The 25,541-nt window shown below is 67.2% G+C and carries 25 protein-coding genes; 13 read left to right on the top strand and 12 right to left on the bottom strand.

Translation table 11 applies throughout. The features are described from left to right. Entirely contained in the window at positions 1-882 is an 882-nt protein-coding gene (locus NMB43_RS20280) for an ABC transporter ATP-binding protein (RefSeq protein ID WP_494349991.1), read from the top strand. Beyond that, positions 879-1,184: a gamma-butyrobetaine hydroxylase-like domain-containing protein gene (locus NMB43_RS20275; protein WP_494349990.1), complete on the top strand. Its 306-nt coding sequence runs from the start codon at positions 879-881 to the stop codon at positions 1,182-1,184. The genes NMB43_RS20280 and NMB43_RS20275 overlap by 4 nt, the downstream gene beginning before the upstream one ends. On the opposite strand, the gene NMB43_RS20270 is transcribed toward NMB43_RS20275, so the two are convergent. After that, positions 1,174-3,150: a UvrD-helicase domain-containing protein gene (locus NMB43_RS20270; protein ID WP_494349989.1), complete on the bottom strand. Its 1,977-nt coding sequence runs from the start codon at positions 3,148-3,150 to the stop codon at positions 1,174-1,176. The two genes, NMB43_RS20275 and NMB43_RS20270, sit on opposite strands and share 11 nt — an antisense overlap. Before the next feature lie 401 nt (positions 3,151-3,551). On the opposite strand from NMB43_RS20270, the gene NMB43_RS20265 reads away from it, so the two are divergent. From NMB43_RS20265 to NMB43_RS20250, 4 genes are all read left to right on the top strand, one after another. Further along, positions 3,552-4,064, top strand: coding sequence for a hypothetical protein (locus NMB43_RS20265; RefSeq protein WP_494349988.1), 513 nt, complete (start codon positions 3,552-3,554; stop codon positions 4,062-4,064). Between the two features lie 141 nt (positions 4,065-4,205). Beyond that, complete coding sequence (locus NMB43_RS20260) at positions 4,206-5,150, top strand: NAD(P)H-dependent flavin oxidoreductase (RefSeq protein WP_494349987.1); 945 nt, start codon at positions 4,206-4,208, stop codon at positions 5,148-5,150. Positions 5,151-5,227: 77 nt separating this feature from the next. Further along, positions 5,228-5,902 carry a response regulator transcription factor gene (locus NMB43_RS20255; RefSeq protein ID WP_494349986.1) on the top strand — a complete coding sequence of 225 codons (675 nt, stop codon included), beginning with the start codon at positions 5,228-5,230 and terminating at the stop codon, positions 5,900-5,902. Continuing rightward, complete coding sequence (locus NMB43_RS20250; RefSeq protein ID WP_494349985.1) at positions 5,883-7,229, top strand: sensor histidine kinase; 1,347 nt, start codon at positions 5,883-5,885, stop codon at positions 7,227-7,229. The genes NMB43_RS20255 and NMB43_RS20250 overlap by 20 nt, the downstream gene beginning before the upstream one ends. A gap of 171 nt (positions 7,230-7,400) precedes the next feature. On the opposite strand, the gene NMB43_RS20245 is transcribed toward NMB43_RS20250, so the two are convergent. The 4 genes from NMB43_RS20245 to NMB43_RS20230 form a co-directional block, all read right to left on the bottom strand. Continuing rightward, complete coding sequence (locus NMB43_RS20245) at positions 7,401-8,222, bottom strand: mechanosensitive ion channel family protein (RefSeq protein ID WP_494349984.1); 822 nt, start codon at positions 8,220-8,222, stop codon at positions 7,401-7,403. A 142-nt stretch (positions 8,223-8,364) separates the two neighbouring features. Further along, entirely contained in the window at positions 8,365-8,865 is a 501-nt protein-coding gene (locus NMB43_RS20240; protein ID WP_494349983.1) for a putative toxin-antitoxin system toxin component, PIN family, read from the bottom strand. 78 nt (positions 8,866-8,943) lie between these two features. After that, positions 8,944-10,755 carry a class I poly(R)-hydroxyalkanoic acid synthase gene (phaC, locus tag NMB43_RS20235; protein WP_494349982.1) on the bottom strand — a complete coding sequence of 604 codons (1,812 nt, stop codon included), beginning with the start codon at positions 10,753-10,755 and terminating at the stop codon, positions 8,944-8,946. Positions 10,756-10,831: 76 nt separating this feature from the next. Next, positions 10,832-11,881 (bottom strand): MBL fold metallo-hydrolase, encoded by a 1,050-nt coding sequence (locus tag NMB43_RS20230; protein WP_494349981.1) that lies wholly within the window; start codon positions 11,879-11,881, stop codon positions 10,832-10,834. 149 nt (positions 11,882-12,030) lie between these two features. Between NMB43_RS20230 and NMB43_RS20225 the strand changes: the two genes are divergently transcribed. The 4 genes from NMB43_RS20225 to NMB43_RS20210 are packed head-to-tail and all read left to right on the top strand — an operon-like array spanning position 12,031 to position 14,246. Beyond that, positions 12,031-12,708, top strand: a complete 678-nt coding sequence (locus tag NMB43_RS20225; protein WP_494349980.1) for an SDR family NAD(P)-dependent oxidoreductase — start codon at positions 12,031-12,033, stop codon at positions 12,706-12,708. Then, positions 12,653-12,964, top strand: coding sequence for a DUF1289 domain-containing protein (locus NMB43_RS20220; RefSeq protein WP_494349979.1), 312 nt, complete (start codon positions 12,653-12,655; stop codon positions 12,962-12,964). The genes NMB43_RS20225 and NMB43_RS20220 overlap by 56 nt, the downstream gene beginning before the upstream one ends. Before the next feature lie 54 nt (positions 12,965-13,018). Beyond that, the gene (gene rapZ / locus NMB43_RS20215) at positions 13,019-13,858 is read left to right on the top strand and encodes an RNase adapter RapZ (RefSeq protein WP_494349978.1); all 840 of its coding nucleotides are present in this window, start codon (positions 13,019-13,021) and stop codon (positions 13,856-13,858) included. Position 13,859: 1 nt separating this feature from the next. After that, positions 13,860-14,246, top strand: a complete 387-nt coding sequence (locus tag NMB43_RS20210) for a NusG domain II-containing protein (protein ID WP_494349977.1) — start codon at positions 13,860-13,862, stop codon at positions 14,244-14,246. Positions 14,247-14,261: 15 nt separating this feature from the next. Here the strand turns inward: NMB43_RS20210 and NMB43_RS20205 are convergent, their stop codons facing one another. Together NMB43_RS20205 and NMB43_RS20200 are read right to left on the bottom strand one after the other, a co-directional pair. Continuing rightward, complete coding sequence (locus NMB43_RS20205; protein ID WP_494349976.1) at positions 14,262-14,636, bottom strand: hypothetical protein; 375 nt, start codon at positions 14,634-14,636, stop codon at positions 14,262-14,264. A 149-nt stretch (positions 14,637-14,785) separates the two neighbouring features. Next, complete coding sequence (locus tag NMB43_RS20200; protein WP_494349975.1) at positions 14,786-16,036, bottom strand: BaiN/RdsA family NAD(P)/FAD-dependent oxidoreductase; 1,251 nt, start codon at positions 16,034-16,036, stop codon at positions 14,786-14,788. Positions 16,037-16,275: 239 nt separating this feature from the next. On the opposite strand from NMB43_RS20200, the gene pta reads away from it, so the two are divergent. Continuing rightward, positions 16,276-18,324, top strand: a complete 2,049-nt coding sequence (gene pta / locus NMB43_RS20195; RefSeq protein WP_494349974.1) for a phosphate acetyltransferase — start codon at positions 16,276-16,278, stop codon at positions 18,322-18,324. Positions 18,325-18,456: 132 nt separating this feature from the next. On the opposite strand, the gene NMB43_RS20190 is transcribed toward pta, so the two are convergent. Both NMB43_RS20190 and NMB43_RS20185 read right to left on the bottom strand, forming a co-directional pair. After that, a complete protein-coding gene (locus NMB43_RS20190) occupies positions 18,457-19,836 on the bottom strand; it encodes an MATE family efflux transporter (RefSeq protein ID WP_494349973.1) in 1,380 nt (459 codons plus the stop codon). 59 nt (positions 19,837-19,895) lie between these two features. Further along, positions 19,896-20,504, bottom strand: a complete 609-nt coding sequence (locus tag NMB43_RS20185) for a YitT family protein (RefSeq protein ID WP_494349972.1) — start codon at positions 20,502-20,504, stop codon at positions 19,896-19,898. A gap of 406 nt (positions 20,505-20,910) precedes the next feature. On the opposite strand from NMB43_RS20185, the gene NMB43_RS20180 reads away from it, so the two are divergent. Then, complete coding sequence (locus NMB43_RS20180; RefSeq protein WP_494349971.1) at positions 20,911-22,086, top strand: hypothetical protein; 1,176 nt, start codon at positions 20,911-20,913, stop codon at positions 22,084-22,086. Here the strand turns inward: NMB43_RS20180 and NMB43_RS20175 are convergent. Continuing rightward, positions 22,083-22,490, bottom strand: coding sequence for a ribonuclease HI family protein (locus NMB43_RS20175; RefSeq protein WP_494349970.1), 408 nt, complete (start codon positions 22,488-22,490; stop codon positions 22,083-22,085). The genes NMB43_RS20180 and NMB43_RS20175 overlap by 4 nt on opposite strands. 115 nt (positions 22,491-22,605) lie before the next feature. Between NMB43_RS20175 and NMB43_RS20170 the strand changes: the two genes are divergently transcribed. Further along, entirely contained in the window at positions 22,606-23,529 is a 924-nt protein-coding gene (locus NMB43_RS20170; RefSeq protein ID WP_494349969.1) for a DMT family transporter, read from the top strand. A 42-nt stretch (positions 23,530-23,571) separates the two neighbouring features. On the opposite strand, the gene NMB43_RS20165 is transcribed toward NMB43_RS20170, so the two are convergent. Both NMB43_RS20165 and NMB43_RS20160 read right to left on the bottom strand, forming a co-directional pair. Then, positions 23,572-24,549, bottom strand: coding sequence for an MBL fold metallo-hydrolase (locus NMB43_RS20165; protein WP_494349968.1), 978 nt, complete (start codon positions 24,547-24,549; stop codon positions 23,572-23,574). 104 nt (positions 24,550-24,653) lie between these two features. Next, complete coding sequence (locus NMB43_RS20160) at positions 24,654-25,487, bottom strand: helix-turn-helix transcriptional regulator (protein WP_494349967.1); 834 nt, start codon at positions 25,485-25,487, stop codon at positions 24,654-24,656. Between the last annotated feature and the right edge of the window lie 54 nt (positions 25,488-25,541).

Raw genomic sequence — 25,541 nt, 5'->3', positions numbered from 1 at the left:
ATGAACGCCGCTGCTGTTGAAGCCGCACAGACAGGCTGGATCCGCGTCGAAGATCTGGTGGTGAAGTTCGCCACGCGCAGTGAGGAAGTGCTGGCTGTTGATCACGCTTCCATCGATGTCAAACCCGGCGAATTCGTCACCCTCATCGGTCCTTCGGGCTGTGGCAAATCCACCCTGCTCAACGTGGTGGCGGGCTTCCTCAAGGGCAGCGCGGGCAGGGTCACCGTCGATGGCGAGCCGGTCGACGGGCCCAGCGTCCAGCGCGGCGTGGTGTTCCAGCAATACTCGTTGTTCCCCTGGCTGACGGTGCGCAAGAACGTCGAGTTCGGTCTCAAGATGAAGGGTGTCGGCCGCTCGACACGCGAGGCCTCGGCCCGCACCCTGCTCGGCCTCGCCGGGCTGCTGGCCTTCGAGAATCACTATCCCGATCAACTCTCCGGCGGCATGAAGCAGCGCGTCGGCATCGTGCGTGCGCTGGCCACCTCGCCGCAGGTGCTGCTGATGGACGAGCCCTTCGGCGCACTCGATGCGCAGACACGCGTGGTGATGCAGGAGATCCTCACCAACATGTGGCAGAAGTTCCGCCTCTCGGTGCTGTTCATCACCCACGACATCGACGAAGCCGTGTTCCTCTCCGACCGCATTTACGTCATGACCGCGCGCCCCGGCCGCATCAAGGCCGAGATCAAGATCGAACTGCCGCGCCCGCGTACGGCGGCGATGACCTCATCACCCGAATTCATCGCTTACGTGCAGCGCCTGCGCCAGTTGATCCGCGAAGAGAGCCTCGCCGCGATGGGCTCGGAGCTGCAGCACGGCGGGCTCGGTGGCTTTGGCGCCGAGGTGGGGCCGGATGGTGTGCGCAGCATCGTCAGCGCATGAACCCGGCGCGCATCGCCTCAATTGAAAATCTCAGGCACGACGGCGAACTCGCTGTGGTGCTGGATGACGGCAGCCGTTACGCGCTGCCCTGGGCCAAGCTCCGCACGGCTTGCCGGTGTGCCGAGTGTGCGGCGGCGCGGTTGCGTGGCGAGGCCGCAGCAGATCGCTCTGGCGTCGAGCTGAGTCATATTGCGGTGCTCGGCAACGGGGACCTCAACCTGCATTTTTCCGACGGTCACCGGCGCGGTATCTACCCCTTGGCCTTCCTGCTCGAACTGGCCGGGGTGGCAATCAGCGCTTGAGCATCGCCCGCAGGCTGGCCAGTTTGGCCTTGGCGTCTTCGGCGCCCAGCGGCGGGGCGTCCTTGCCGGCGCGCTTGAGGCCGTCACCCATCTCCTCGATGAAGCGCGAGGGTTCCACGGTGTGCACCTCGCCCGCCATCTTGCGGCGCTCGCAGTAGGTGATGGTCAGGCTGCGCTTGGCGCGCGTGACGCCGACGTACATCAGGCGACGTTCTTCTTCGACGGTGTCGGCGTCGATGCTGCTCTGGTGCGGCAGCAGGCCTTCTTCGACTCCGACCAGGAATACGTGCGGGAACTCCAGCCCCTTGGAGGCATGCAGGGTGGCGAGCTGCACCGCGTCGGCGTCTTCATCGCCCTTGTCGAGCATGCTGATCAGCGCGACGGTCTGGGTCAGCTCCAGCAGGTTCTTCTGGTCTTCCTCGCCCTTGCGCGACAACCAGTTCACCAGGTCGCGCACATTGCTCCACTTGGTCTCGGCCTCGCGCTGCTCGCAGGTCTCCATCAGGTGCGCCTCGTAACCGATGCTGCGTAGCAGGTCTTCGAGGATCACGCCGGCCGGCTCGCGCGTGGCGCGGTGTTCCAGGCCGTGGATGAATTGGCCGAACTGGCGGACGATTTCGAGTTGGCGGTGTGGCACATGTTCATCTGCCCCATGCTCGAAGGCCGCCGCGAACAGGCTGATGTGACGCATGCCGGCGTACTTGCCCAGCGCTTCCAGCGTGGCGCCGCCGACGCCGCGCTTGGGCGTGGTGACGGAGCGGATGAAGGCCAGGTCGTCGTCGCCATTGAGCAGCAGGCGCATGTAGCTGAGGATGTCCTTGATCTCGGGCTTCTCGAAGAAGCTCTGGCCGCCGGACATGACATACGGGATCTTGTGGTTGCGCAGGTACTGCTCGATCAGGCGCGCCTGGTGGTTGCCGCGGTAGAGGATCGCGTAGTCGCGGAACTCGGTGCGGTGCTCGAACTTGTGGGTGGAGATCTTCATCGCCACCAGCTCGGCCTCGTGCTCGGCCTCGCGCGCGGCGACGATGCTGATCGGCTCGCCCATGCCGTGCTCGCTCCACAGCTTCTTCTCGAACAGCTTCTCGTTGTTGGCGATCAGCGTGTTGGCGGCGTTCAGGATGCGGTTCGAGCTGCGGTAGTTCTGCTCCAGCTTGATGACCTTGAGCTTGGGGTAGTCAACCTGCAATTGGCGCAGGTTCTCCACATCGGCGCCGCGCCAGGCATAGATGGCCTGGTCGTCGTCGCCCACTGCGGTGAAGGCGCCACGCACCCCGGCCAGGAGGCGCAGCAACTTGTACTGGGCGCGGTTGGTGTCCTGGTACTCGTCGATCAGCAGGTAGCGCAGCTTGCTCTGCCAGCGCTCCAGCGCCTCGGGCTGCGTCTCGAAGAGCTGCACCGGCAGCGCGATGAGGTCGTCGAAGTCGACCGCCTGGTAGGCGCGCAGGGTCTTCTCGTAGTCCGGGTAGAGCTTGGCGGCCAGCGAGCTGGCTTCGTCCTTGACCAGCTTGACGGCTTCGTCGGGCGTGATCAGCGCGTTCTTCCAGCCCGAGATGGTCCACTGGATGCTGCGCGTGGTGGCCTTGTCGGTATTGCCGGCGATCTCGTTGATGATGGCCAGCACGTCGGAGGAGTCGAGGATGGAGAACTGCGGCTTGAGGCCGACCAGCTTCGCTTCCTGCCGCACGATGCGCACCCCCAGCGCGTGGAAGGTGCACACGGTCAGCCCCTTGGAGGCGCCCCCTTCGAGCAGCTTGCCGACGCGCTCTTCCATCTCGCGCGCGGCCTTGTTGGTGAAGGTGATGGCGGCGATGTTGCGTGCTTCCATGCCGCATTCCCGCACCATGTAGGCGATCTTCTGCGTGATGACGGCCGTCTTGCCGCTACCGGCACCGGCCAGCACCAGACAGGGACCATCGAGATAGCGCGCGGCTTCGCGCTGCGGCGGGTTCAGCTTGGACAGCATGCGTGTGGGGGCGTGGGCGTTCTGGGGTGAGTCTGGCGGGGCGCCGGGGGCGAGCGGAAAGATTTTACCGGAGCACTCCGGGGGTCGCCCGTTCGTCCGCCTGTCGGATGGCGGATGGAATTTATCCACAGGCTCCCGCTGTTTATCCACAGCTTATGCGCAAAGTTATCCCGGCTTGCCGATTGTTGCGTAGGAAGTCGTCCGACACATGCTGCGGTGCAGCGCACGACAAGCCAATAAGGTCGATAAATTCATCAAAATCGGCCTGGCGTGGTGTGGATAAATCCCGGCTGGACGCGTCTGGCTGGCCTTTTCGGGCAGGTGCACATCGGGGCAGGACTTCTAAAGTAAAGCCATGTTGCGCCGCAATCCCCTCTCAATAACCCCGAGGGAGAAAAACGATGTTCGAATCGCCCATCAGCCGCACCTATATCGCCCGCAAGACCCAACTGGGCGCGCATACCGTGACCCAGCGCGACAGCGGCCTGCCCACCCATCTACGCCGCCTGCTGCTGCTGGCCGATGGCCGTCGCGGCCTGACCGAGCTGGCCGGCCTGGTGCCCGGCCGCAACGTGGTGGCCGACCTGGGCGAGCTGGCGATTCGCGGCCTGATCGAGGATGCCACTGCGGTGCCGGGCCCGCAGACCGTGATCGAGGGCGGTGACGAACGCCTCGCCGAGAACTGGATGGTCGCCAGCAACTTCATGATGAACCGCGCCAAGGAAAACCTGGGCGTGATGGCAGCCGACGTGATCGCCGAGCTGGAGAACGCCCGCGACCCCGACGCGGTGCGCCAGGCCATGTCGAGCTGGTACCGCGCCATGCGCAACTCGCGCAACGGCCGCGAAACCGCCGACGCCGACCGCGTGCACGCCTCCATGCTGCTGCGCCAGGCCAATCGCGCGCAGTTGTAGCCCTGCTTCGCTTCCTCCCCTGGGCCTGACCGGCACCGACGCCGGCAGGCCCTTTTTATGGCTGAGCGAATGCGGGCTGTCCCGCATTGTCCATACTCATGCGTATGGTAGGCTGCGCCGACCCACCCGGAGAGCCCGCCCATGTCCCTGCCCCCGCTCCTGCAAGGCCGTCTGCGCCTGCCTGTGATCGCCGCCCCGATGTTCCTGGTGTCCGGCCCCGAGCTGGTCATCGCTGCCTGCCGCAGCGGCATCGTCGGCAGCTTCCCCGCGCTCAACGCGCGACCGGCGAGCCAGCTCGATGAGTGGCTGAGCCAGATCACGACCGCCTTGCGCGACGAGGCCGGCGGCGCGCCAGCGCCCTTTGCGGTCAACCTGATCCTGCACCCGAGCAATCCGCGCCTGGCCGAGGATGCGGCGCTGGTGGCCAAGCATCGGGTGCCAATCCTGATCACCAGCCTGGGCCACCCGGGCGAGATCGTGAAGATGGCGCACGACTATGGTGGCCTGGTGTTTGCCGACGTGATCCATGCCCAGCATGCGCGCAAGGCCATCGAGGCCGGGGTGGACGGCATCATCGCAATCGCCGCCGGCGCTGGCGGGCATGCCGGCTCGCAGAGCCCCTTCTCCCTGGTGCGCGAGATTCGCGAGTTCTGGGACGGCCCACTGGTGCTGGGTGGGGCCATCAGCGATGGCTACGCGATCCGCGCCGCCCAGGTGCTGGGCGCCGATCTCGCCTACATGGGCACGCGCTTCATCGCCACCCGCGAAGCTGCCGCCGCGCAGGACTACAAGGACATGCTGGTGGCCAGTGGCGCGCAGGACATCGTCTACACCGATGCGATCTCCGGGGCCAACGCCAACTTCCTGTGGCCCTCGCTGGAACGCGCCGGCTACAAGCGGGAAGACCTGCAGCCCGCCGCCGGCAAGGCGCGGCTGAAGGAGATCGCGGATGAGGCCCGCGCCTGGCGCGACACGTGGAGCGCCGGTCATGGGGTGGCGGGCATCCACGACCAGCCGCCGGTGGCGGAACTGGTCGCGCGCCTGGCGACCGAATACGCCGCTGCCGGCCGCCCGCTGCCGACCTGAGGGCTCGCGCATGGCCGCGGGCGGGCCGGACGGATAGAATCGCCGCGTCGGCAACCACGGCGCTCTGCCATCCACCCATGCACGTACTACTGGTCGAGGACGACAACGAACAGGCGGACTTCGTGATCCGCGGCCTGGGCGCCGCCGGGCATAAGGTCAGCCTGGCGCGGGATGGGCGGGATGGGCTGACCCGTGCGCGCGCAGAGGATTTCGATGCGCTCGTGCTCGACCGCATGCTGCCGCAACTCGACGGCCTGTCGCTGCTGCGCCAGTTGCGCGCCGCAGCGGTCACTACGCCGGTGCTGATCCTCAGTGCGCTGGCCGAGGTCGACGACCGCGTCGAGGGCCTGCGTGCCGGCGGCGACGACTACCTCGCCAAGCCTTTTGCGATCGTCGAACTGCAGGCGCGGCTGGAGGCCATGGCCCGTCGCAACGCACCGGTGAGCCGCGTGCTCAAGGTCGCCGACCTGGAGCTGGACCTGGGGCGCCATATCGTCACCCGCGCCGGCCGCCGCATCGAACTCAAGCCCAAGGAATTGCAGCTCCTCACCTACCTGATGCAGCACGCCGACCAGGTCGTGACGCGCAGCATGCTGCTGGAGGGCGTGTGGGGTTACCACTTCGACCCCAGCACCAACGTGATCGACGTGCATATCTCCTACCTGCGCGCCAAGCTGGACGCGCCGGGGCTGGCGCCCATCATCCATACCGTGCGTGGCGCGGGGTACCGCCTTGGCCCACCGCTGGCATAAGAGCCCCTTCCTGCGCATTGCCGTCATCCTGCCGCTGGTGACGGGTCTGCTGATCGGCGCCATGCTCGTCCCGGTGTATGACGAAGCCATCAACTACATCCGCAAGAAGATCTACGGCAATGTGCTGATCGAGACCAACGAGCTGCTCGATCGCGCCCTGACGCCTCCCAGCGAGGATCTGGTTGAGTTGCTGCGCAAGCGCATCGCCGAGCCGATCGAAGATGACGCGATCTATCTCTACGCCCGCGGGAACCGCATCGTCATCGGCAACCTGCCGTACTGGCCGGTGGATGTGCCCTACGCAGACGGCAGCACTTTCCACATCTATCTTGAGGACGGCCGGTCCTTGATCGGTCGCGTGTCGGCGATCCCGGAGGGTGGCTTCCTGCTGGTTGGTCGGCGTGGTCCCCTGGCCGAGTTTCGCCAGCACATGGGGCGCCAACTGGTGCTGTCGGCCATCGGGGTCACCCTGCTGTGTGGCTTGATCACCTTCTTCTTCATGCGCCAGATGCAGCGCCGTCTGGCCCAGTTGGCGCGCGACGCGGCCATCGTCGGTGGGGGCGACGCTTCCTATCGCCTGGCCACGCGGCCGGATGGGGACGAGCTGGACGAGTTGGCGAGCCGTTTCAACGACGCCCTGGCGCGCATCGAACAGCTCATGGACTCGGCGCGTCATGTCTCCTCGGCGATTGCCCACGATATGCGCCGCCCGCTCATCCGCCTGCGCAATCACATCGAGCAGGCTCAAGGCCTGCCCCTGGGCGAGAGCGCGCTGGACGACATGCGCGCCGAGACGGACTACGTGTTGCGCAGCTTCGCCGCCCTGTTGCGCTTGGCGCGCATCGAAGCCGGCACCTTGGAGAGCACCTGGACCCCGCTGGAGATGGGCAGCCTGCTGGCCGACATCGCCGAGCTGTTCGAGCCGGCGGTGCAGGATCGCGGCCGGCGCCTGATCGTCCACAGCCAGCCCTGTCGCGTGCTGGGCGACCGAGAACTGCTGCTGCAAGCACTCAGCAACCTGATCGAAAACGCGCTGACCTATGGCGAAGGCGACATCGAGCTGCACCTGGAACAGGCGGAGCAGGGCGGGGGCGTGAACCTGGGCGTGCGCGATCACGGCAAGGGCGTGCCCAACGAAGCCTTGCCGCACTTGTTCGAGCGCTTCTACCGGGTGGACACCAGCCGCAGCGAGGGCGAGGGCGCCGGCATCGGGCTGGCCCTGGTGGCCGGCATTGCGGCCCATCACGGCGGCCGCGTCAGCGCGCAGAATGCGCAGCCGGGCCTGCGCGTGAGCTTGCATCTGCCGGCCGCCAGCGCAGCGGCCTGAAGAAAAACAGCCGGCATAGGCCGGCTGTCGGGAATGAAGGGAGCGGCGTTGATGCACGCTGTTCCGAAGGCCTCGCCGCCATTGCCGGAAGCATGCCGCCGCTCAACTGCTCTTTACGGCGACAGTCGCGCCGACTTGAGCATTTTGTTTTCTTCCAATGTTGCGCCTCGCTCAGCCCTGGGGCTGGCGCAGCACCTGATGCGGTGCCGGGATGGCCCAGCCGGCTTGGGCCCCGACTTCGAGCACGGCCTTGTTGGTGTCGAAGTACACCTGCCAGTAATGGTCAGTGTGGCAGTAAGGGCGCACCACCAGCTTGGTGCCGGCCGGGTTGAACTCGAGGATCTCCACGTCGGGCGCGGGGCTGGTCTTCACGTTCGGGATCTGCGCCACGCGCGCCTTGAGCAGGGCGATGGCCTGCGCCACGTCCACGCTGTGGGCGAGTTGCGCCGTGAGGTCGACGCGGCGGAAGTCATTGCTGCTGTAGTTCACGATGTTGTCGGCGAACAGCTTGTTGTTGCCGACCACCGTGCGCACATTGTCCGGCTGGTCGATGACGCTGGCGAACATGCCGATCTCCTTCACGGTGCCGGTGATCCCGGCAGCGGTGATGAAGTCGCCCACACGGATCGGCCGCAGCAGGATCAGGAACACACCGGCCGCGAAGTTCGCCAGCAGGCCCGACCAGGCCATGCCGATGGCGACGCCCGCCGCCGCGATCAGCGCCGCGAAGGAGGCCGTCTCCACGCCGAACAGGCTCAGCACCGCGATCACCAGCAGCACGCGCAGCAGGATGCCGATGGCCGACTCCAGGTACTCGATCAGGGTCGAGTCCAGGCCGCGCGCATGCATGCCGCGGCGTGACAGTGTCTTGACCAGGCGGATCACCCAGCCGCCGACGATCCACAGCGCGATGGCGCCGAGCAATCGCGTGCCAAAGGGCACCAGGTTCTGCAGGATCAGGTGAGGGACATCCGACATCCAGCTTGCTTCCATGACGCTCTCCGTTCTAGTTAGTTGGAATGGGCTCTGCCAGTGGACGGCATAGCACGCAGGCATTGTGCAGGCCAGCAGACACAGCTTGGCAAACTCGTGTTGCATTCTGCGTGCCCATACGGGTAGGCGGGGGTGGGCGAGGTCAGGCGCCGAGCAGGGTTTCGCCGCCGATGTTCTTGATCAGGCGCTCAGGCGTCAGGATGTTGGTGCGCTCGCGCAAGGGTGGGCGGCGCGCCAGGCCCAGCAGCAGCTTGTCGCGCGTCAGCAGCAGGTGAGCTTCACCCTCCCAGGCGAGCTGGACGAACTTCTGGTCGTCGCGGTCCTTGCAGCGCGGCAGGCTCTGCGCGGCCGCCATCTGCGCCTCGTCGGGCTCGGCCAGGCACAGCGTGCGCGCCTGGTAGTCGGCCAGGATTTCTGCCTGGCGCTCCGGCGCGATGCCGAACTGCACGTAGGCCAGCACGCGTTGCAGCTCCTCCAGGCAGGCCGCACGGGTGAGGAACACCGCCTGCCGTCGCTCCAGCCAGGCGAGCAGGCTCATCAGCTTGGCGTCGCGGAAATGCCAGAAGGCCATCACCACATTGGTGTCGAGCACCACGCGCAGCGGCGTGCCCTCGGGCGGCAGGGGAAGGGGATTCAGGTGCATGGCGCAGAGGCGTGCGGGACAAAAAGAAGAGCGGGCACGATCAGCGTGCCCGCCCAATTGTGCGGGTCAGCCGGCTCGTTAGCGCACCGTCTTGTCCAGCCGCGCCTTCACATAGCTGCCGGGCGCGTCCTCCAGCGCCTTGAGCTTGCCGGCGGCTGGATCGCGGGCGTCGACCGGGGTGGCGTCCTGGGCGCTGAGCCAGGCCTGCCAGTCGGTCCACCACGAGCCGTGGGCGTGGGTGGCACCAGCGAGCCAGTCTTCCGCGCCCACCTTGAGGTCACCGCGTTCGTTGACCCAGTAGCCGTACTTGTTGGCGGCCGGCGGGTTGACGATGCCGGCGATGTGGCCGGAGCCGCCCAGCACGAAGCGCGCGGGGCCGCCGACGATCTGCGCCCCGAGGTAGGTGGTCTTCCAGGGCGCGATGTGGTCTTCCACCGTGGAGATGAAGTAGCACGGCACCTTGATCTTGCTGATGTCGATCGGCGTACCCATGATCTCGATGCCGCCTGGCTCGCGCAGCGCGTTCTTAAGGTACATGTTGCGCAGGTAGAAGCTGTGCATCTTGGCTGGCATGCGCGTGGAATCGGAGTTCCAGTACAGCAGGTCGAAGGGGAAGGGGTCGCGCCCCAGCAGGTAGTTGTTCACCACGAAGGACCAGATCAGGTCGTTCGAGCGCAGCATGTTGAAGGTGTTCGCCATGTCGGTCCCTTCCAGGTAGCCGCGCTCGAACATCTTCTTCTCCAGGCCCTGCACCTGCTCCTCGTCGATGAACACGCCCAGCTCGCCGGGCTGCGAGAAGTCCAGCAGCGAGGTGAAGAAGGTGGCGCTGGCGATGCGCTTGTCCTTCTTCGCCGCCATATAGGCCAGGGTGGTGCCCAGCAGGGTGCCGCCCAGGCAGTAGCCGGCGGCATTTATTTCCTTGGATCCGGTCTGTGCCACGACTTGTTCCACCGCGTCGAGCACGCCTTCCTGCACATAGTCCTCGAAGCCCTTGTCGGCCAGGCGCGAATCCGGGTTCACCCAACTGATCACGAACACCGTGTTGCCCTGGTCGACGGCCCACTTGATCAGTGAGTTCTTCTCGCGCAGATCCAGCACGTAGTACTTGTTGATCCACGGCGGCACGATCAGCAGCGGCCGCTTCCATACCTTCTCGGTGGTGGGCGAGTACTGCAGCAACTGCATCAGGTCGTTCTGGTACACCACCTTGCCGGGCGTGGTGGCCACGTTCTTGCCCAGCTCGAAGGCGCTGGTGTCGGTCATGCGGATGCGTAGCTGGCCGTCGCCATCCTCGATGTCACGCAGCAGGTTGTTGAAGCCCTTGATGAGGTTCTGGCCGTGCGAGCGCATCGTCTCGCGAAAGACCTCGGGGTTGGTCAGCGCGAAGTTGGAGGGCGACAGCGCATCGATGTACTGGCGGGTGAAGAAGTTGACCTTCTTGGACGACACATCGTCCATGCCGTCCACGCTGCCTACCACGTCATGCACATGGCGCGCGGCAATCAGGTAGCTCTGCTTGATGAAGTCGAACAGGAAGTGGTCCTGCCAGTCCTCGTCCTTGAAGCGCTTGTCATCCTTGGCCGGCTTGGCCACCGGCTCCGGCTGCATGCCCACCAGGCGCAGCATGCTGTTCTGCCACAGCGCGAAGTAGTCCCACACCAGGTTCATCTGGGCCTGGGCCAGGCGGTAGGGGTTGGCCAGCAGCTTGCCCATCATGTCCATGAAGGCCTGCGCCACGCCCAGCTCGTCCACCGGCGGGGTGATGCCACGCGCCATCTGGCGCTGCATGTAGTCGTTGATCAGGCGCGAGCTGCGTTGCGCCACTTCGGCATAGGTGCGGGCCAGCGCATCGGTATCGACGGCCGGGGTTTCCTTGTCTTGCGTGCTCATCGCCACACTCCCTGTGTCTTCGTGAACCGGTCACCCAGACTTTACGGCCGGCGACCGCCGATCCTGCAGACCTGCCTCAAATGGCGGGATGGTCCCGCGCCGCCACGAATCGTATCAAGCCCTGCTCGTCGATGCGCCGGTAGGCCAGGCCGCGGTGCATCAACTGGTTCAGGTGGGCGATGGCCTCGCCCATGGCGAACATGACCTGATGCGCATCGAGCGGCCGCGAGAACAAGGTCTCCAGCAGCTCGCCGGCACTGCGCGGCTCGCTCAGCGCTTTCAACAGTACCGCGTCGCGCTCTTCGTGGTGCGCCTCCAGTTGCGCCACGCGTGTCGCGATGCCACGGAAGGGCAGGCCATGGGAGGGCAGCACCAAGGTGTCGGCGGGCAGGCCGGAGAAACCCTGTACCGAGTCGATGAAGCGCGTGACCGAATCCTCATCCGGCGCCGCAGCCGGTACGTTTACGTTGGTCGTGATGCGCGGCAGCAGCATGTCGCCCGAGATCAGCACGCCGCGTGCGGCGCAGTGCAGCGCGATGTGTTCCGGCGAATGACCGTAGCCCACGATGGGCAGCCAGTCGGCGCCGCCGATCTCGACCACGTGGCCGGCAATGAGGCGGCGGTAGCGCGTGGGCAGCTCGGGTGCGGCACGCTTGTAGACGTTGCCGCGCGTCAGCAGCTTCTGGCAGCGGGCCTCGTCCAGGCCGTGGCGGCGGAAGTGATCCGTCATGGCCACGAAATCGTAGCCGGCCACTTCATTGAAGATCGCGTGCGCCAGCAGGTACTCGCCGGTCGAGATCCACACCGCCGCGCCGGTCTGCTCCGCCAGCCAGGCCGCGTTGCCGATGTGGTCCGGGTGGTAGTGGGTCACGATGATGCGGCTGATCGGCCGGTCCAGCCCGGCCAGCACGCGCGACCAGATCGCCCGGCTCGCCTCGTCGCCGACCCCGGTGTCGACGATGGCCATGCCATTGCCATCGTCGATCAACCACAGGTTGATGTGGTCCAATGCGAAAGGCAGGGCCATGCGCAGCCAGTACACGCCGGGCGCGACTTCCGCCACCTGGGCCGCCTCGGGCGGATTGGGAAAGGGGTAGTCCAGGTTCAGGTCGAGGGGCTTGTTCATCGGCTGGCGACCCGCCGTGCGTCTGAGGCAGGCGTGGCTAAGTGGCTGAAATGCTGGGTATCTGCTTGATTGTAAACAGTCAGCGCGCGGCTTGCCGACAAAATGTCGCATAGCAGCAAGAGGGCATTACTGAACATGGAGAACCGTGCATGGCCCCCAAGGTAGTGATTGCCGGCGCCAGTCGTGGCATTGGTCTGGAGCTGGCGGTGCAGTACGCGGCCGACGGCTGGGAGGTGGTGGCGGCCTGTCGCAACCCCGAAGCGGCGCGCCACTGGCTGCCGCCAGGGGTCGACCTGCAGAAGCTGGACGTCACCGTCGCCACCTCGGTGGCCGCCTTGGCCTGGCATCTCGACGATGCACCGCTCGATCTGCTGATCCTCAATGCGGGCGTCTATGGTCCCGATGCCGAGCGCTTTGCCGCGCCCGGCAACGAAGAGTTCGACGCCGTCATGCACACCAATGTGCTCGGCCAGGTGCGCTTGATCCAGGCCTTCGCGCCAGCGGTGGCGCTGGCGCGCGGCAAGATCGTGGCGATCACCTCCAAGATGGGCTCGATCGGCGAGACCACCGGCAGCGGCGCGCTGGCCTATCGCTGTTCCAAGGCGGCCCTGAACATGGTGGTCAAGAGTGCGGCCAACGAATACGGTCCACAGGGGGCGACCGTGATTGCCCTGCATCCCGGCTGGGTGCAGACCGACATGGGCGGCCCCGACGCCTTGCTGGGCGTGACCGAGGCGGTGGAGCAGATGCGCGGGGTCATTGCCGGCCTGGATGCGGGCGACAACGGGCGCTTCTACGATTACAGCGGGCGGCAGTTGCCATGGTAGGTCGTGTGTTCGTCCCCCACGTCGACGCGGGAGGCCGCTGAGCATGTCCGGCCTGCCCTCTCCCTGCGTGCGCAACTGCTGCCTGCACCCGGAAACCGACGTTTGCCTGGGCTGTTTCCGTAGCCTGGAAGAAATCCTCGTGTGGCACAGTTCCAACGACCTCCTGCGGCAGGAGATTCTCGATCGTGCCCGCCAGCGTCGCGCAGATGACGAAGCTACACGCCTAACGCGCCAGCAGGGTGCGGGATCAGGCTGACGGCGGGCGTGACTCGGGTATCCTCGGGTTGACCCCTAATCCACACGAATCCTCATGCAACTGACCCTCATCAGCGGCCTGTCCGGTTCCGGCAAGAGCATCGCGCTCAATGTGCTGGAGGACGCCGGCTACTACTGCGTCGACAACCTGCCCGCCACCCTGCTGCCGCAGCTCGTGTCGCACCTGCGGGCGGCCGGCTACCAGCGCGTGGGGGTGGCCATCGACGTGCGCTCCGGCGCCAGCATCTCGGCCATGCCGCAGCTCACCGAGGCCTTGCGCACCATGGTCGCCGACCTGCGCTTCATCTTCCTCGACGCGCGCGACGACACCCTGGTCGCACGCTTCTCCGAGACACGTCGCCGCCATCCGCTGGCCCATCCTGGCGTCACCATCGAGGAGGCCATCGCGCAGGAGCGCGAGATGCTGGCCCAGGTGGCCGAGCTGGGCCATCGCATCGATACCAGCACGGTGCTGCCCAATACCCTGCGCGGCTGGATCAAGGACCTCATCAGTGTCGCCCCCAGTGCCGGTCTGACCCTGCTGTTCCAGTCCTTCGGCTTCAAGCATGGCATTCCGGTCGATGCCGACCTGGTGTTCGACGTGCGCTGCCTGCCCAATCCCTACTATGACCCGGTGTTGCGCCCCCTCAACGGGCGCGACGAGCCTATCGTGGCCTTCCTCGAGAAAATTCCCGAGGTGGGGCAGATGGCCGAGGACATCCGCCGTTTCGTGGCGACCTGGCTGCCCTCCTTCGAGCGCGACGGTCGCGCCTACTTCACGGTCGCCATCGGCTGCACTGGTGGCCAGCACCGCTCGGTCTACATCAGCGAATGGCTGGCGCGACACTTCCGCGAGGCGCGCAACGTGCTGGTGCGCCATCGCAACATGAAGTGACATGGACGGCTGGCGACAATGGCGCAGCCTGCTGCAGCCGGGTGACTTCCTGAGCATCGGACTGGCCGCAGCCGCGGTGGTGTGGCTGGGGCTGTCGCTGTGGGGACCACAGCGACCCCAGCGCGCGGTGGTGCGGGTGGCCGGCGCGGTGCACGCCACCTTGCCGCTGGATCGGCCCGGCAGCGCCGAGGTGCGCGGTCCGCTAGGCCTCACCCGCATCGAGGTTCAGCCCGGTCGCGCGCGCGTCGCAGCCGATCCCGGGCCGCGCCAGTATTGCGTGCTGCAGGGCTGGCTCACGCGGGCCGGCGCGGCGGCGATCTGCGCGCCCAACCAGGTGACGCTGACCCTCGAAGGCGCGCAGGCGCCCTTCGATTCACTCAGCTATTGAAGCCTGGTGGGTGGCTCAGTGCGAGCCGCGCGAAAAGAAACTGAACAGCCCGCCTTGCCCGTCGGAGCGCTCATCGCGCGCGGCCTGGGCGAGCATCTGGGCTTTCAGCGAGTTGTCCGACAAGGGCGGCTGCAGGCTCGCAGACTTCGGTGTGTTGCTTTGTGGCGTGCGCACCACGTGCATGCCCAGCTTGGCCAGCTCGCGGATATAGCGATCCGCTTCTTCCTCGCTGAGGCCGCGCTTGAGCACCACGCGGCGGCCCGAGAACACCAGGTCCAGCTCGCTGGGCGACATGCCCAGGCGCCGCTCGGCCGCGCGCCGCACGTCGTCAATGTAATGCCCGTCCAAGGTCTCGCCGGTGAAGACGATCTTGTTCAGCAGCGTGCTCATCCCTGCTCCTTTGTTCACCGGGGTAGGGGCTGGACGGTGTCACCCGGTGGTCGTGATGTGTAGTAATCGTTTTATGTTCTGGTTTGCCCGTATTCAAGCAGAAGCCTCGCGCGGTCACGAGTACCCGCTCGGGCAGCCTGTGAAGGGCTTCACGTGGCCGGCCGCAGCCATTGGGCGGCGCCACGGCCCGCGGCATGGCCGGTGGCGAAACAGGCGGTCAGCAGGTAGCCGCCGGTGGGGGCTTCCCAGTCCAGCATCTCGCCGGCGCAGAACACGCCGGGCAGGGCACGCAGCATCAAGCCTTCGTCCAGCGCCTCGAAGCACACCCCGCCAGCGCTGCTGATCGCTTCGTCCAGCGGGCGTGTGGCGGTGAGGCGCAAGGGCAGGGCCTTGATGCCGGTGGCCAGGCGCGCCGGATCCTGAAAGTCCGTGGCAGGCAGGCATTCGTGGAGCAGCGCGAGCTTGGCGCCCTTGAGACCCAGCCGGCTCTGCAGATGGCTGGCCAGCGAGCGGCTGCCCCGTCCGCGGGCCAGCTCGGCCTCCACGCGGTCGATCGGCCAGTCCGGCAGCAGGTCCAGGTGGAGCCAGGCTTCGCCCTGCCGGTCGAGGGCCTCGCGCAGCGCAGCGGACAATGCGTAGATCAGGCCGCCCTCGACGCCGTAGTCGCTCAGCACGAACTCGCCCTGGCGGCTCAAGGTTTCGCCCTGCAGGCCGCGGTAGCTTGCCCGCACCGGCTTGATCGCCTGGCCGGCAAAGCGCTGGCGCAGGTAGTCGCTCCAGGCCAGTTCGAAGCCACAGTTGGCCGGGCGCAGTGGCGCCAGGTCGATGCCGTGGCGGGCCAGCCAGGGCAGCCAGGCGCCGTCCGAACCGAGACGCGCCCAACTGCCGCCGCCCAGGGCCAGCACCACGGCGCGCGCCGTCACGGTCTGGGCACCGGCGGGGGTGTCGAAATCGAGCCGCCAGCCACCTTCGGCGCGGGCCAGCCCGCCCTGCCAACGCTGGCGCACCGCGAACTCAACCCCCGTTTCGCGCAGGCGGTGCAGCCAGGCGCGCAGCAGCGGCGCGGCCTTCATGTCGGTGGGGAACACGCGTCCCGAGCTGCCGATGAAGGTTGCGATGCCCAGGCCGTGGATCCAGGCCTGCAACTGCTCAGCGCCGAAGCGGGCGAGGAGTGGGGCCAGCCGTTCCTGGCGCGCGCCGTAGCGGGCGAGGAAGGCCGCTGCCGGTTCGGAGTGGGTGATGTTCATGCCGCCCTTGCCGGCCATCAGGAACTTGCGCCCGAGCGAGGGCATGGCGTCGCACACACGCACGCGCAGGCCCGCAGCGGCGCCCTGCTCAGCGGCCATCAGGCCAGCCGGTCCGCCGCCCACCACCAGCAGATCGAGGCCGGTCTCAGGCATGGCAAGAGGCTCGCCATAGGCGGCCGGAGGAGCTAAAAAGAGGGTTGCGGCAGTGCAATAGATTCATCGGCGCGTAATAGCAGGGGATTATCTGGTTCAGATCAAATGATTGAGTTTCTCTCTACAAGGCCCTTGTCAGACATACTAAGATCGTTCGCGCTACGAGTTCACCCAGGGATTGTGCAGAGCCGCAGTCCAGACCCGTGGCTCCCGTGTTCCTAACTGGTTAACTCACGATCATGCAGACATTCTTCATCTCGCCCACCCGCCAGAACGTTGGTCTGACTTCAGTTGCCCTCGGGGTCGTGCGGGCCCTGCAGCGCCAAGGGCTGCGCGTCGGTTTCTGCAAACCGTTGGCGCAGGATGATACGACCAACGAACGCTCGGTCCATTTCGCGCGCGAGATCTGCCAGGTCGAGGCCTCGCATGCGCTGCCGATGGATCAGGCTTCGGCGCGCCTGGCCGCGGGGCAGGAGGCGGAACTGCTGGAAGAGATCGTGAGCCTGTGCATGAGCGCGGCTGACGGCGCCGATGTACTGGTCGTGGAAGGTCTGCACACCGACCCCAACTATCCCTTCACGCCGCGTCTGAACGCCGAGATCGCGCGCAGCCTGCAGGCCGAGATCGTGCTGGTGGGCAGCGAGAGCGAGGGTGTCGATGCCGCCGCTGAGATCGCGCAGACCGCACAACGCGTCTCGAAGATCGGCTGCCATGTGGCCGGTGCCATCGTGAACAAGGCCCCGGCCGACTACGATGCGGCTGCCGCGCGTGCCAAGCTGGGCGACATCGCGCTGTGGGGCGTGGTGCCCAACAACCCGGCCCTGCAGGCGCCGCGCACGCTGGACGTGGCGCGCCACCTGGAGGCGCGCATCATCAATGAGGGCGAACTGGCCTCGCGCCGCATGCTGGAAACCGTGATGGCCGGCCGCTCCGCTGCCGAGCTGATCGACCGCCTCAACCCCTGTTCGCTGATCGTCAGCTCGGGTGACCGCGACGACGTGATCCTGGCCACCGCGCTGGCGGCCACCAAGGGTGTGCAACTGGCCGGCCTGGTGCTGACCCATGGCTCCGACATCCACCCGCAGATCCGTGAGCTCGCCTCGCAGGCCTTCGATGGCGGCCTGCCGATCCTGGGCGTGGATACCGACAGCTTCCAGACCATCACCAACATCAGCCACATCTCGCCGGCCGTGGCGGCCGACGACGTGCAGCGCATGAACGCGGTGCTCGACGCGGTGGCCGAGGAACTGTCGCCCGAAGTGTTGCTGGGCAGCGTCAAGGTGCCGACGTCCACCCGCATGAGCCCGCCGGCTTTCCGCTATCAACTGATCCAGAAGGCGCGCGCCGCCAACAAGCGCATCGTGCTGCCGGAAGGCGACGAGCCGCGTACCGTCAAGGCCGCCGTCATCTGCCAGGAGAAGGGAATCGCGCGCTGCGTGCTGCTGGGCAAGCCGGAGGCCATCAAGGCGGTGGCTGCCGCGCAGGGCGTGACCCTGCCGTCCTCGCTGGAAATCATCGACCCGGACGAAGTGCGCGAGCAGTACGTCGGCCCCATGGTCGAGCTGCGCAAGAGCAAGGGCCTGACCCCGGGCCAGGCGCGCGAGCAGATGCAGGACACCGTCGTGCTGGGCACCATGATGCTGGCGCAGGACGATGTCGACGGCCTGGTCTCCGGCGCGGTGCACACCACGGCCAACACCGTGCGCCCGGCGCTGCAACTGATCAAGACGGAACCGGGTTCGAGCATCGTCTCCTCCGTGTTCTTCATGCTGATGCCCGACCAGGTGCTGGTCTATGGCGACTGCGCCATCAACCCGGACCCGAACGCCCAGGAGCTGGCCGAGATCGCGCTGCAGAGCGCCCACTCGGCCAAGGCCTTCGGCGTAGATCCGAAGGTGGCGATGATCTCCTACTCCACCGGCAGCTCCGGCGCCGGGGCCGATGTGGAGAAGGTGGCCGAGGCCACGCGCATCGCCAAGGAGAAGGCGCCCGAGCTGGCGCTGGACGGCCCGCTGCAGTACGACGCCGCTTCGGTCATGGACGTAGCGCGCTCCAAGGCGCCCAACTCCAAGGTCGCCGGCCAGGCCACAGTGTTCGTGTTCCCCGACCTGAACACCGGCAACACCACCTACAAGGCGGTGCAGCGCAGCGCCAACGTGGTGTCGGTGGGCCCCATGCTGCAAGGCCTGCGCAAGCCGGTGAACGATCTGTCACGCGGCGCCCTGGTCGATGACATCGTGTTCACCATCGCGCTGACCGCGATCCAGGCCCACGCCCGCCAGAGCTGAGCCCGGCGGCGCTTGGGCCGGAACAAGAAGCCCTCGCGTGCGAGGGCTTTTTCTTGGCCGGCGGGTGTGTCTTCACCGCTCAGGATGCGCCCATCGCAAGACGCCGGATTCCCGCGTGCGTGGGCAGGGCGCTCAGGCCGCGCGCTCGCGCTGGCGGGCGCGCACCCGGTGCCGCATGCGTCGCGCCGCCGGCGTCCACCCCAGGCGCCACCAGCGCCAGGCCATGGCCAGGCCGCGCAGGCATTCGTCGGCCACATAGCCCAGCCACAGGCCCAGCAGGCCCCAGCCCAGATGCACCCCGAGCAGCCAGGCCAGGCCCACGCCCATCACCAGGTTGATCGCCATGCTCACCACGATGGGGTAGTGCACATCGCCGGCCGCGCGCAGCCCACCCATCAGCACGATGTTCAGGTTGCGGCCCTGCGAGGCCACCATCTCCAGCAGCAGGATGCTGCCCAGCAGCGCCGCGATGCCGGTGCCCGGGCTGAGCTGGGCCACCGCCCAGGGCCCGATCAGCCAGGCCAGCAGCGCTGCCACGGCGGTGGCCAGGGCTCCCCAGCGCATCGCCTTGAGCGCGGTACGGTGGGCGAGCTGCGGATGCCCCGCGCCGACCGCATGGCCGACGATGATCTCGGTGCCGGCGCCCAGCGCATTCATCGCCATCGACACCAGGCCCATCGCCGTCATGGCATAGGCATGGGTGGCCAGGGCCTCGGTGCCCATGGTGCCGACCATCGCCACTGTCATCATGAAGCACAGGCGGAAGCTGATCTTCTCGCCCGCGCTGGGGCCGCCGATGGCGAGGATGGCGCGTAGCGGCTCGCGCGGGACCCACAGGGCGTGCGAGAAGTCGAGGCGGATGAACAGGCGGCGCGCCCAGATCGCCACCAGCAGCATGAACACGACCAGGCGCGAGGCGAGCAGGCCCCAGCCCAGGCCCATCAGGCCCAGCGCAGGCACGGGTCCGACGCCGACGACCAGCGGGAAGGCCACCAGCACGTGCAGCGCGTTCTGCGCCATTACCAGGCGCATCGAATCGCGCGTGTAGGTGAAGGCGCGCAGCACCGAGAACATGGTGATGTTGACCGACTCCACCGCCAGCGCCGCGCCCAGCAAGACGGTGAAGGGTACGGCCAGCGCCATTAGCTCGCCCGGCAACTGCATCAGGCGCAGCAGCGGCCCGGCCAGGCCGGCGACCAGCAGCATCGCGACACTGCCCAGCCATAGCGCAGCGGCGAAGCCGGCCAGAGCCAGTTCGCGCGCCCCCTGTTCGTCGCCGGCGCCACGGTGCTGCGTCACCAGCACGCTGCTGCCCATGGCGACCACGCGGAACACGCGGTCCAGCATCAGGCGGATCTGGTTGGCCAGGCCGTAGATGGCGACCGCCGCCGGCGACACCATGCCGGCCATCCACAGGCCCAGGGTGCCGATCAGGGTCATCAAGGCCATCTCGACGAAGACCGGCCAGGAGAGGGCGAACAGTTCCAGCTCGTGGTGCTTGGAGGGGCGCATCGGGCGATCTTAACGCGGGGCAACGGCAGCGCTGTGACGGGGCGCTGGACGCACGGTTCTCAGAAGCCTACGTAGCGCCCCGGCCGGTGGTTGATCGCGATCACCAGATTCAGCGCGACCGCGCCGAGGATGGACAGCAGCACGCGCTCGGCATCGACCACGAAGATCGCGCCGAGCACGATGGCGCAGTCGGCCACCAGTTGCACCTTGCCGGCGCGCATGCCGTGGCGTTCCTGCAGGTAGATCGCCAGCACCCCGATGCCGCCCAGGCTGGCCTTGTGGCGGATCAGCATCAGCAGGCCCACGCCGGCCAGCAGGCCGGCCATGACCGCGGCGAACGCCGGGTCCAGGTAGTCCAGGTGGAGCAGGCGCGGCAGCCATTCCGAGTAGAAGGACATCAGCGCGACGGCAGCGAAGGTCTTGACGGTGAAACGCCAGCCCAGCGCGCGTACCCCGAAGGCATAGAAGGGCAGGTTGATCAGGAAGAAGACCAGGCCAAAGCGCCAGCCCGACAGGTAGTGGAGCAGGAAGGCCAGCCCCGCCGTGCCGCCGGTGACCAGGCCGGCGTGGCGGAACAGCACCACCGACAGGGCGACGAACAGGGTGCCGATGAGCAGGGCCTGCAGGTCTTCGAGCGGGGTATGCGGAATGGCTTGGGGAGCGGACATGGTGGTGGCGTGAAGAAATGCGGTGCCTGATTCGGCGATCGCGCAGTATCGCAAGGCACGACCATTCGCGCAGCCGACCAGATCAAGGGGGCGGCACTGTCGGCAGGGCTGACACCGAAAGCCTGTGCGTAAACCCGCGGGCCGCCGCGCAGCATCCTCACAACATGTCGGTGACATGACGTGCCAAGCCTTGCCGCAGCGGGCATTCGACCATTCAAACCATGCAGCCGGAAGGCCTCTGGCGGAGTGTTTCAGTGTTTAACAGTCGACCTGTTTTACAGCTTATGCGAGACACACAAGTTATCACTTTAAGTTGTTGAATATAAAGGGTTGACCGGCCTGGCACGGAAGTCGCGAAAGGAGGCTTGGGCAGCGTCCCGCAGCTCCTGAATCATCGAGGTCAGTCATGAAGAACCGTCTCCAATCCTCCCTTGCCTGCCCTGAGCGTGCGCCGGCCCTGATGCCCCGCGTGCGACACCTGCTGGGTGTGGCCTTTCTGGTCACAACCGGCGGTGCCCACGCGCTTCTTTTGCCTAGTACGGGCTACCTGCAGTTCGGCGATGTGCTGACCTATTCCCTGCCCAGCCTCGCCATCGCCTACGACACCGCCAACAGCGGCGGCACTGGCCCGGGCAACCCGTATTACGTGGATTCCACGCCCGGCTCGATCAAGGACCTGATCGTCGTCTACACCGGCGCCAGCGGGGTGCCGGTCACCACCAACACCGCCGGCATGGACGACGCCTTCGCCGCGCCCAACGGCACCATTCCCTACTTCGCCACGGCGGCGGGCAACGATCCCGGAGGGGGTGGTCAGTTTGCGGGCGACCTGGTCACGAGCTGGGATACCACGCTGTCCGCGTTGAAGAGCTTCCAGGGCGGGCAGCCGCTGGTGTTCTTCTTCAACAACAACGACACCAACGAGGACCAGAACCTTGGCATCTGGGCGCGCACCTGGGTCACCAACGCGGCCGGGGCGACGGTGGGACAGGTGTTCTGCCTGTCCAATGCCGGCAACACCTATGGTTTCCCGACCCTGCCCGGCGACCCGCGCGACAACGGCGATCCCGGCAGCTACGCCTGCACCGCGGCCGAGGCGGCCGGCAACCCGGCGGTGAATCCGCTGTCCGGCACCAGCGACTTCGTGCTGTCCGGCGGTCAGGTGTGGGTCAACGCGCAAGGCTACCCGGTGGCGCCAAACACGCCCGGGGCAACCCTGCTCAATCACAACCTGGGCGCGAACCAGGCGGCCTATGCCGCCATCATCCCCGAGCTGGATGCTCTACTGGCCGGGCTGTATGCCGACCCCACGCTCGATCTGGACGGCCTCACGCTGCACATCGACCTCAAGCTGGGCTGCGCACCGGCCTGGGACAGCACGGCCACGACCGACAAGGCGCTGGCCGACTCGGCCGCCTGCGTGAACAAAAAGATCGACAACGGCTACGAGCAGCTCTTCATCGGTGTGCTCGACCGGCCCGGCACCAATGTGCCGGAACCGGCCTGGTTGTGGCTGTTGGGTCTGGTGTTGCTGGCCGGCGCGCGGCGCATGCAGCGCAGCCTCAAGCAACACCACCGCTAAGCCGCCGGTAGCCCCAGCACGCCGCGCGCCAGCGCGTCGGACTCGCGGTTGCGGTGACGCGGCACCCAGCGCAGCGACACTTGTTCGAAGCCGGCCAGGGCCTGGCGCAGTTCCTCCAGGCAACGCGCCAGCGCCGCCACGCGCACCGGGGCGAGGCCGCTCAGATGATCGACCAGCACGCGGCTGTCGCAATGCACGGCGAGCGCGCGGGCGCCCAGCCGCTGCGCCTCAGCCAGGCCCAGCAGCATGGCGCGGGCCTCGGCCTCGTTGTTGCAGCCATGACCCAGCGCGCGCGCCAGCGCGTGGCGTTGGCCATCCGGCGCCACCAGCACTGCGCCGACGCCGATGCGGCCAGGGTTGGGCAGCGCCGTGCCATCGCAATGCAGGGTCCAGGGCTCGTTCATGGGCGGATTCTAACTGTGCCGGCGCGCCGACCGGGCCAGATCGGGCGCACTGTGTCTGCCACCCATGGCCTGCGCTGCCTAGACTGCAGGACTGCAGCGCTCACCGGATTCCGTCGTGCCCGCCCACCTGCCCAGCAGTTCCCTCTACCTCCTGGCGACCCTGATCTGGGGCTCGACCTGGATGGCCATCACCTTCCAGTACGGCGTCGTCTCGCCGGCCGCCTCGGTGGGCTACCGCTTCCTGCTGGCCGGCCTGCTGTTCCTCGCCTGGGCGCGCTGGCGCAGCGAATCCCTGCGCCTGCCCTGGCGCGAGCTGCGCTGGGTGCTGGGCTATGGCGCACTGCTGTTCGGCGTGAGCTACACCTGCGTGTATGAAGCCGAGCGCCACATCGCCTCGGGCCTGATGGCGGTGCTCAACTCCAGCATGCTGGTGTTCAATCTGATCGGTATGCGCCTGTTCTTCGGTCGCCCGCTGACGCCACGCGCGCAGTTGGGTGCGGCACTGGGTGTGACCGGCATCGTGCTGGTGTTCTGGCCCGAGCTGATGCATGTGGAAGGCGGCTCGGCCTGGCTGGGCGTGGCTTTCGGGCTGGCGGCGGCCTTGCTCGCCTCGGTCGGTAACCTGATCGTGCAGCGCAATCACGAAGCCGGCCTGCCGGTGATCGGCAGCACCGGCGTGGCCATGCTGGCGGGCGGCTTAGTGGCCTTGCTGATCTCGCTGCTGCAAGGCGAACCCCTGGTCTTCGACGGGCGTCCGAGCTACCTCGCCTCCTTGCTGTATCTGGCGGTGTTCGGCTCAGTGGTCGCCTTCGCCTGCTACTTCACCCTGATCGGCCGCATCGGCGCGGGCCGCGCGGGCTATGTCGCGGTGGCCGTGCCCATCCTGGCCCTGGTGTTGTCCGGGTTGTTCGAGGGTTTTGCGTGGACTGTCTGGACCGTCGCCGGCATCGCCTGCGCCGTCGTCGGCAATGTGATCACCCTGGGCGGGCCGGCGGCGGCGCGCAAGCCCGATGCCGCGCTGCAGGCTGAACGTGCATGAGGCGCAGGCCGATGGGGCCGGCCTGCGCATGACAATGAAATATCAACGATCGCTGCGGATCGGGCCGTACTCCACCGGCACCCAGGCGTAGCCCTTGTTCTCCTTGCGGATGTGGCCCAGCCCCGGGAAGGGCAGGTGGGCGCCGGCGATGGCCCAGCCGGCTTTGGTTGCGCGCTCGAACAAGGCTTTGCGCGTGGCGATTGCCTGCTTCTGGTCGACATCGAATTCCAGCGACACTTCCGGATGACGGAACTGCACGGCGTGGCTATGCACGATGTCACCCCATACCAGCAGCTTCTGCTTGCCCGACGAGAACAGGTAAGAGCTGTGGCCCGGCGTGTGGCCGTGCGTGCTCACCACCGACACGCCCGGCAGCAGCGCGTCGCCCGCCTTGAAGCTGCGCAGCTTGCCGGCTGCCTGGTAAGGCTTGGCGGCGTTCATCGCCATCTGGAAAAAGGGCTTGCTACCCTCCGCTGCGGCGGCGGCGACCTTCTCGTTGAGCCAGAAATCCACGTCTTCCTGCGCCGCCCACAGCGTGGCATTCGGGAAGGCCGGCTGGCCCGCCTTGTCCAGCACGCCGCACAGGTGGTCGGGGTGCAGGTGGGTCAGCAGCACGGTGTCGACATCTTCCGGCTTGTAGCCGGCGGCGCGGATGTTCTCCTGCACCTGGCCCAGCGTGGGGCCGAAGCAGCTCGCCGAGCCGGCATCGACCAGCACCAGGTGGTTGCCGGTGTGGATGAGGTAGGCATTCACGGCGGTCTGCACGCCCTTGCTGCTTTCGAGGAACATGCGTGCCAGCAGGCTCTGGATCTGCTCGGCGCGCAGGCCCTTGAGCAGCGGTGTGCCGAGATCGACGTAACCGTCATACAGCGCGGTCACCTCGAAGTCACCCGTGGCGTGGCGGTAGTAGCCGGGCACCTGGGTCTTCTGCACCGGCGGCGCGGCATGCAGGCCGAGGGTGGCGAGGGCAAGGCCGGCGGCCAGCAGGCCGTGGCGCAGGCGGGGCAATTCAATTCGCATGGGGGTTCTCCTTGTAGCAGGGCGTGTGCTGGCAGGGCCAGGCACGTGCAGCCAGTGTAGGCCGCCCTCCCTGCGCGAAGTGCTCAGAATCGCATGCGATCCGTTCAGTTGCTGCCGACGCGCGAGGGCTCTACCCCGTAGCGCTCGGCAAAACGCTTGCTGAAGCTGGCCGCTGACGCATAGCCGACGCGCTGCGCCACCGACTTCACCGGCAGGCGCGTGCTCTGCAACAGGGTCAGCGCCTGCGCCAGGCGCGCGCCGGCGATCAGTTCGCGCAGCGAGGTGCCGGCCGCCGCGAGCTGGCGCCGCAAGGTGGCACCGCTCATGCCCAGGGCATGCTCGATGTCGCGCGAAGTCCATTCGCGCGCGGGCTCCGCCGCCACCATGGAGCGGATGCGCTCGGCGAGCGTCGGCGCGGCCCGCGCCAGCAGGCTGCCGTAGCCCATCTGGTGCAGGCGCAGCACCACCCCTGACATGGCATGACAAGCCAATACGCTTTCCCCGCCCTGCAAGGCGTCCAGCCAGGCCAGCAGTGCCAGGGCCAGGCCATCCAGCGGCACGCTCGCAATCGGCCCGGGTTCGCTGAAGGAGACGGCGGACAGCAAATGGCGGGCGGCGCCCAGCACCGGTTCCTCCAGGCTGACCGCCACCGCGGTGTACTCGCCGCTGGCCTCGTCCGGAATGTTCTCCATGTCTAGGCGGCGCGCACCGGGTACCAGCAACAGCTTGCCGGGCGCTACCCGCAGCCAGTCGCCCTGCTCGCGCGCGCGTTTGAGGCCGCACAGCGGGATCACCAGCGTCGGTCGCACGATCTCCACCGCCTTGATGTGATGGGCATGCACCGCGCGCAGGCACAGGCAGGGCAGCCCGCCTTCCTGCCGGCTGAGCGTGCGCAGGCGGGCGAGCAGCGTGTCCTGGGGAGAGAGCGGAGCGGTCATGCGAGGGGCGGGTTTGGGAGGGCGATGGGTCGCGATGGCACGGCCCACGATAGC

It is taken from the genome of Uliginosibacterium sangjuense, assembly GCF_059132465.1.
Note: the sequence above shows the minus strand (reverse complement) of the source record. Positions and strands in the feature narration are given on the sequence as shown.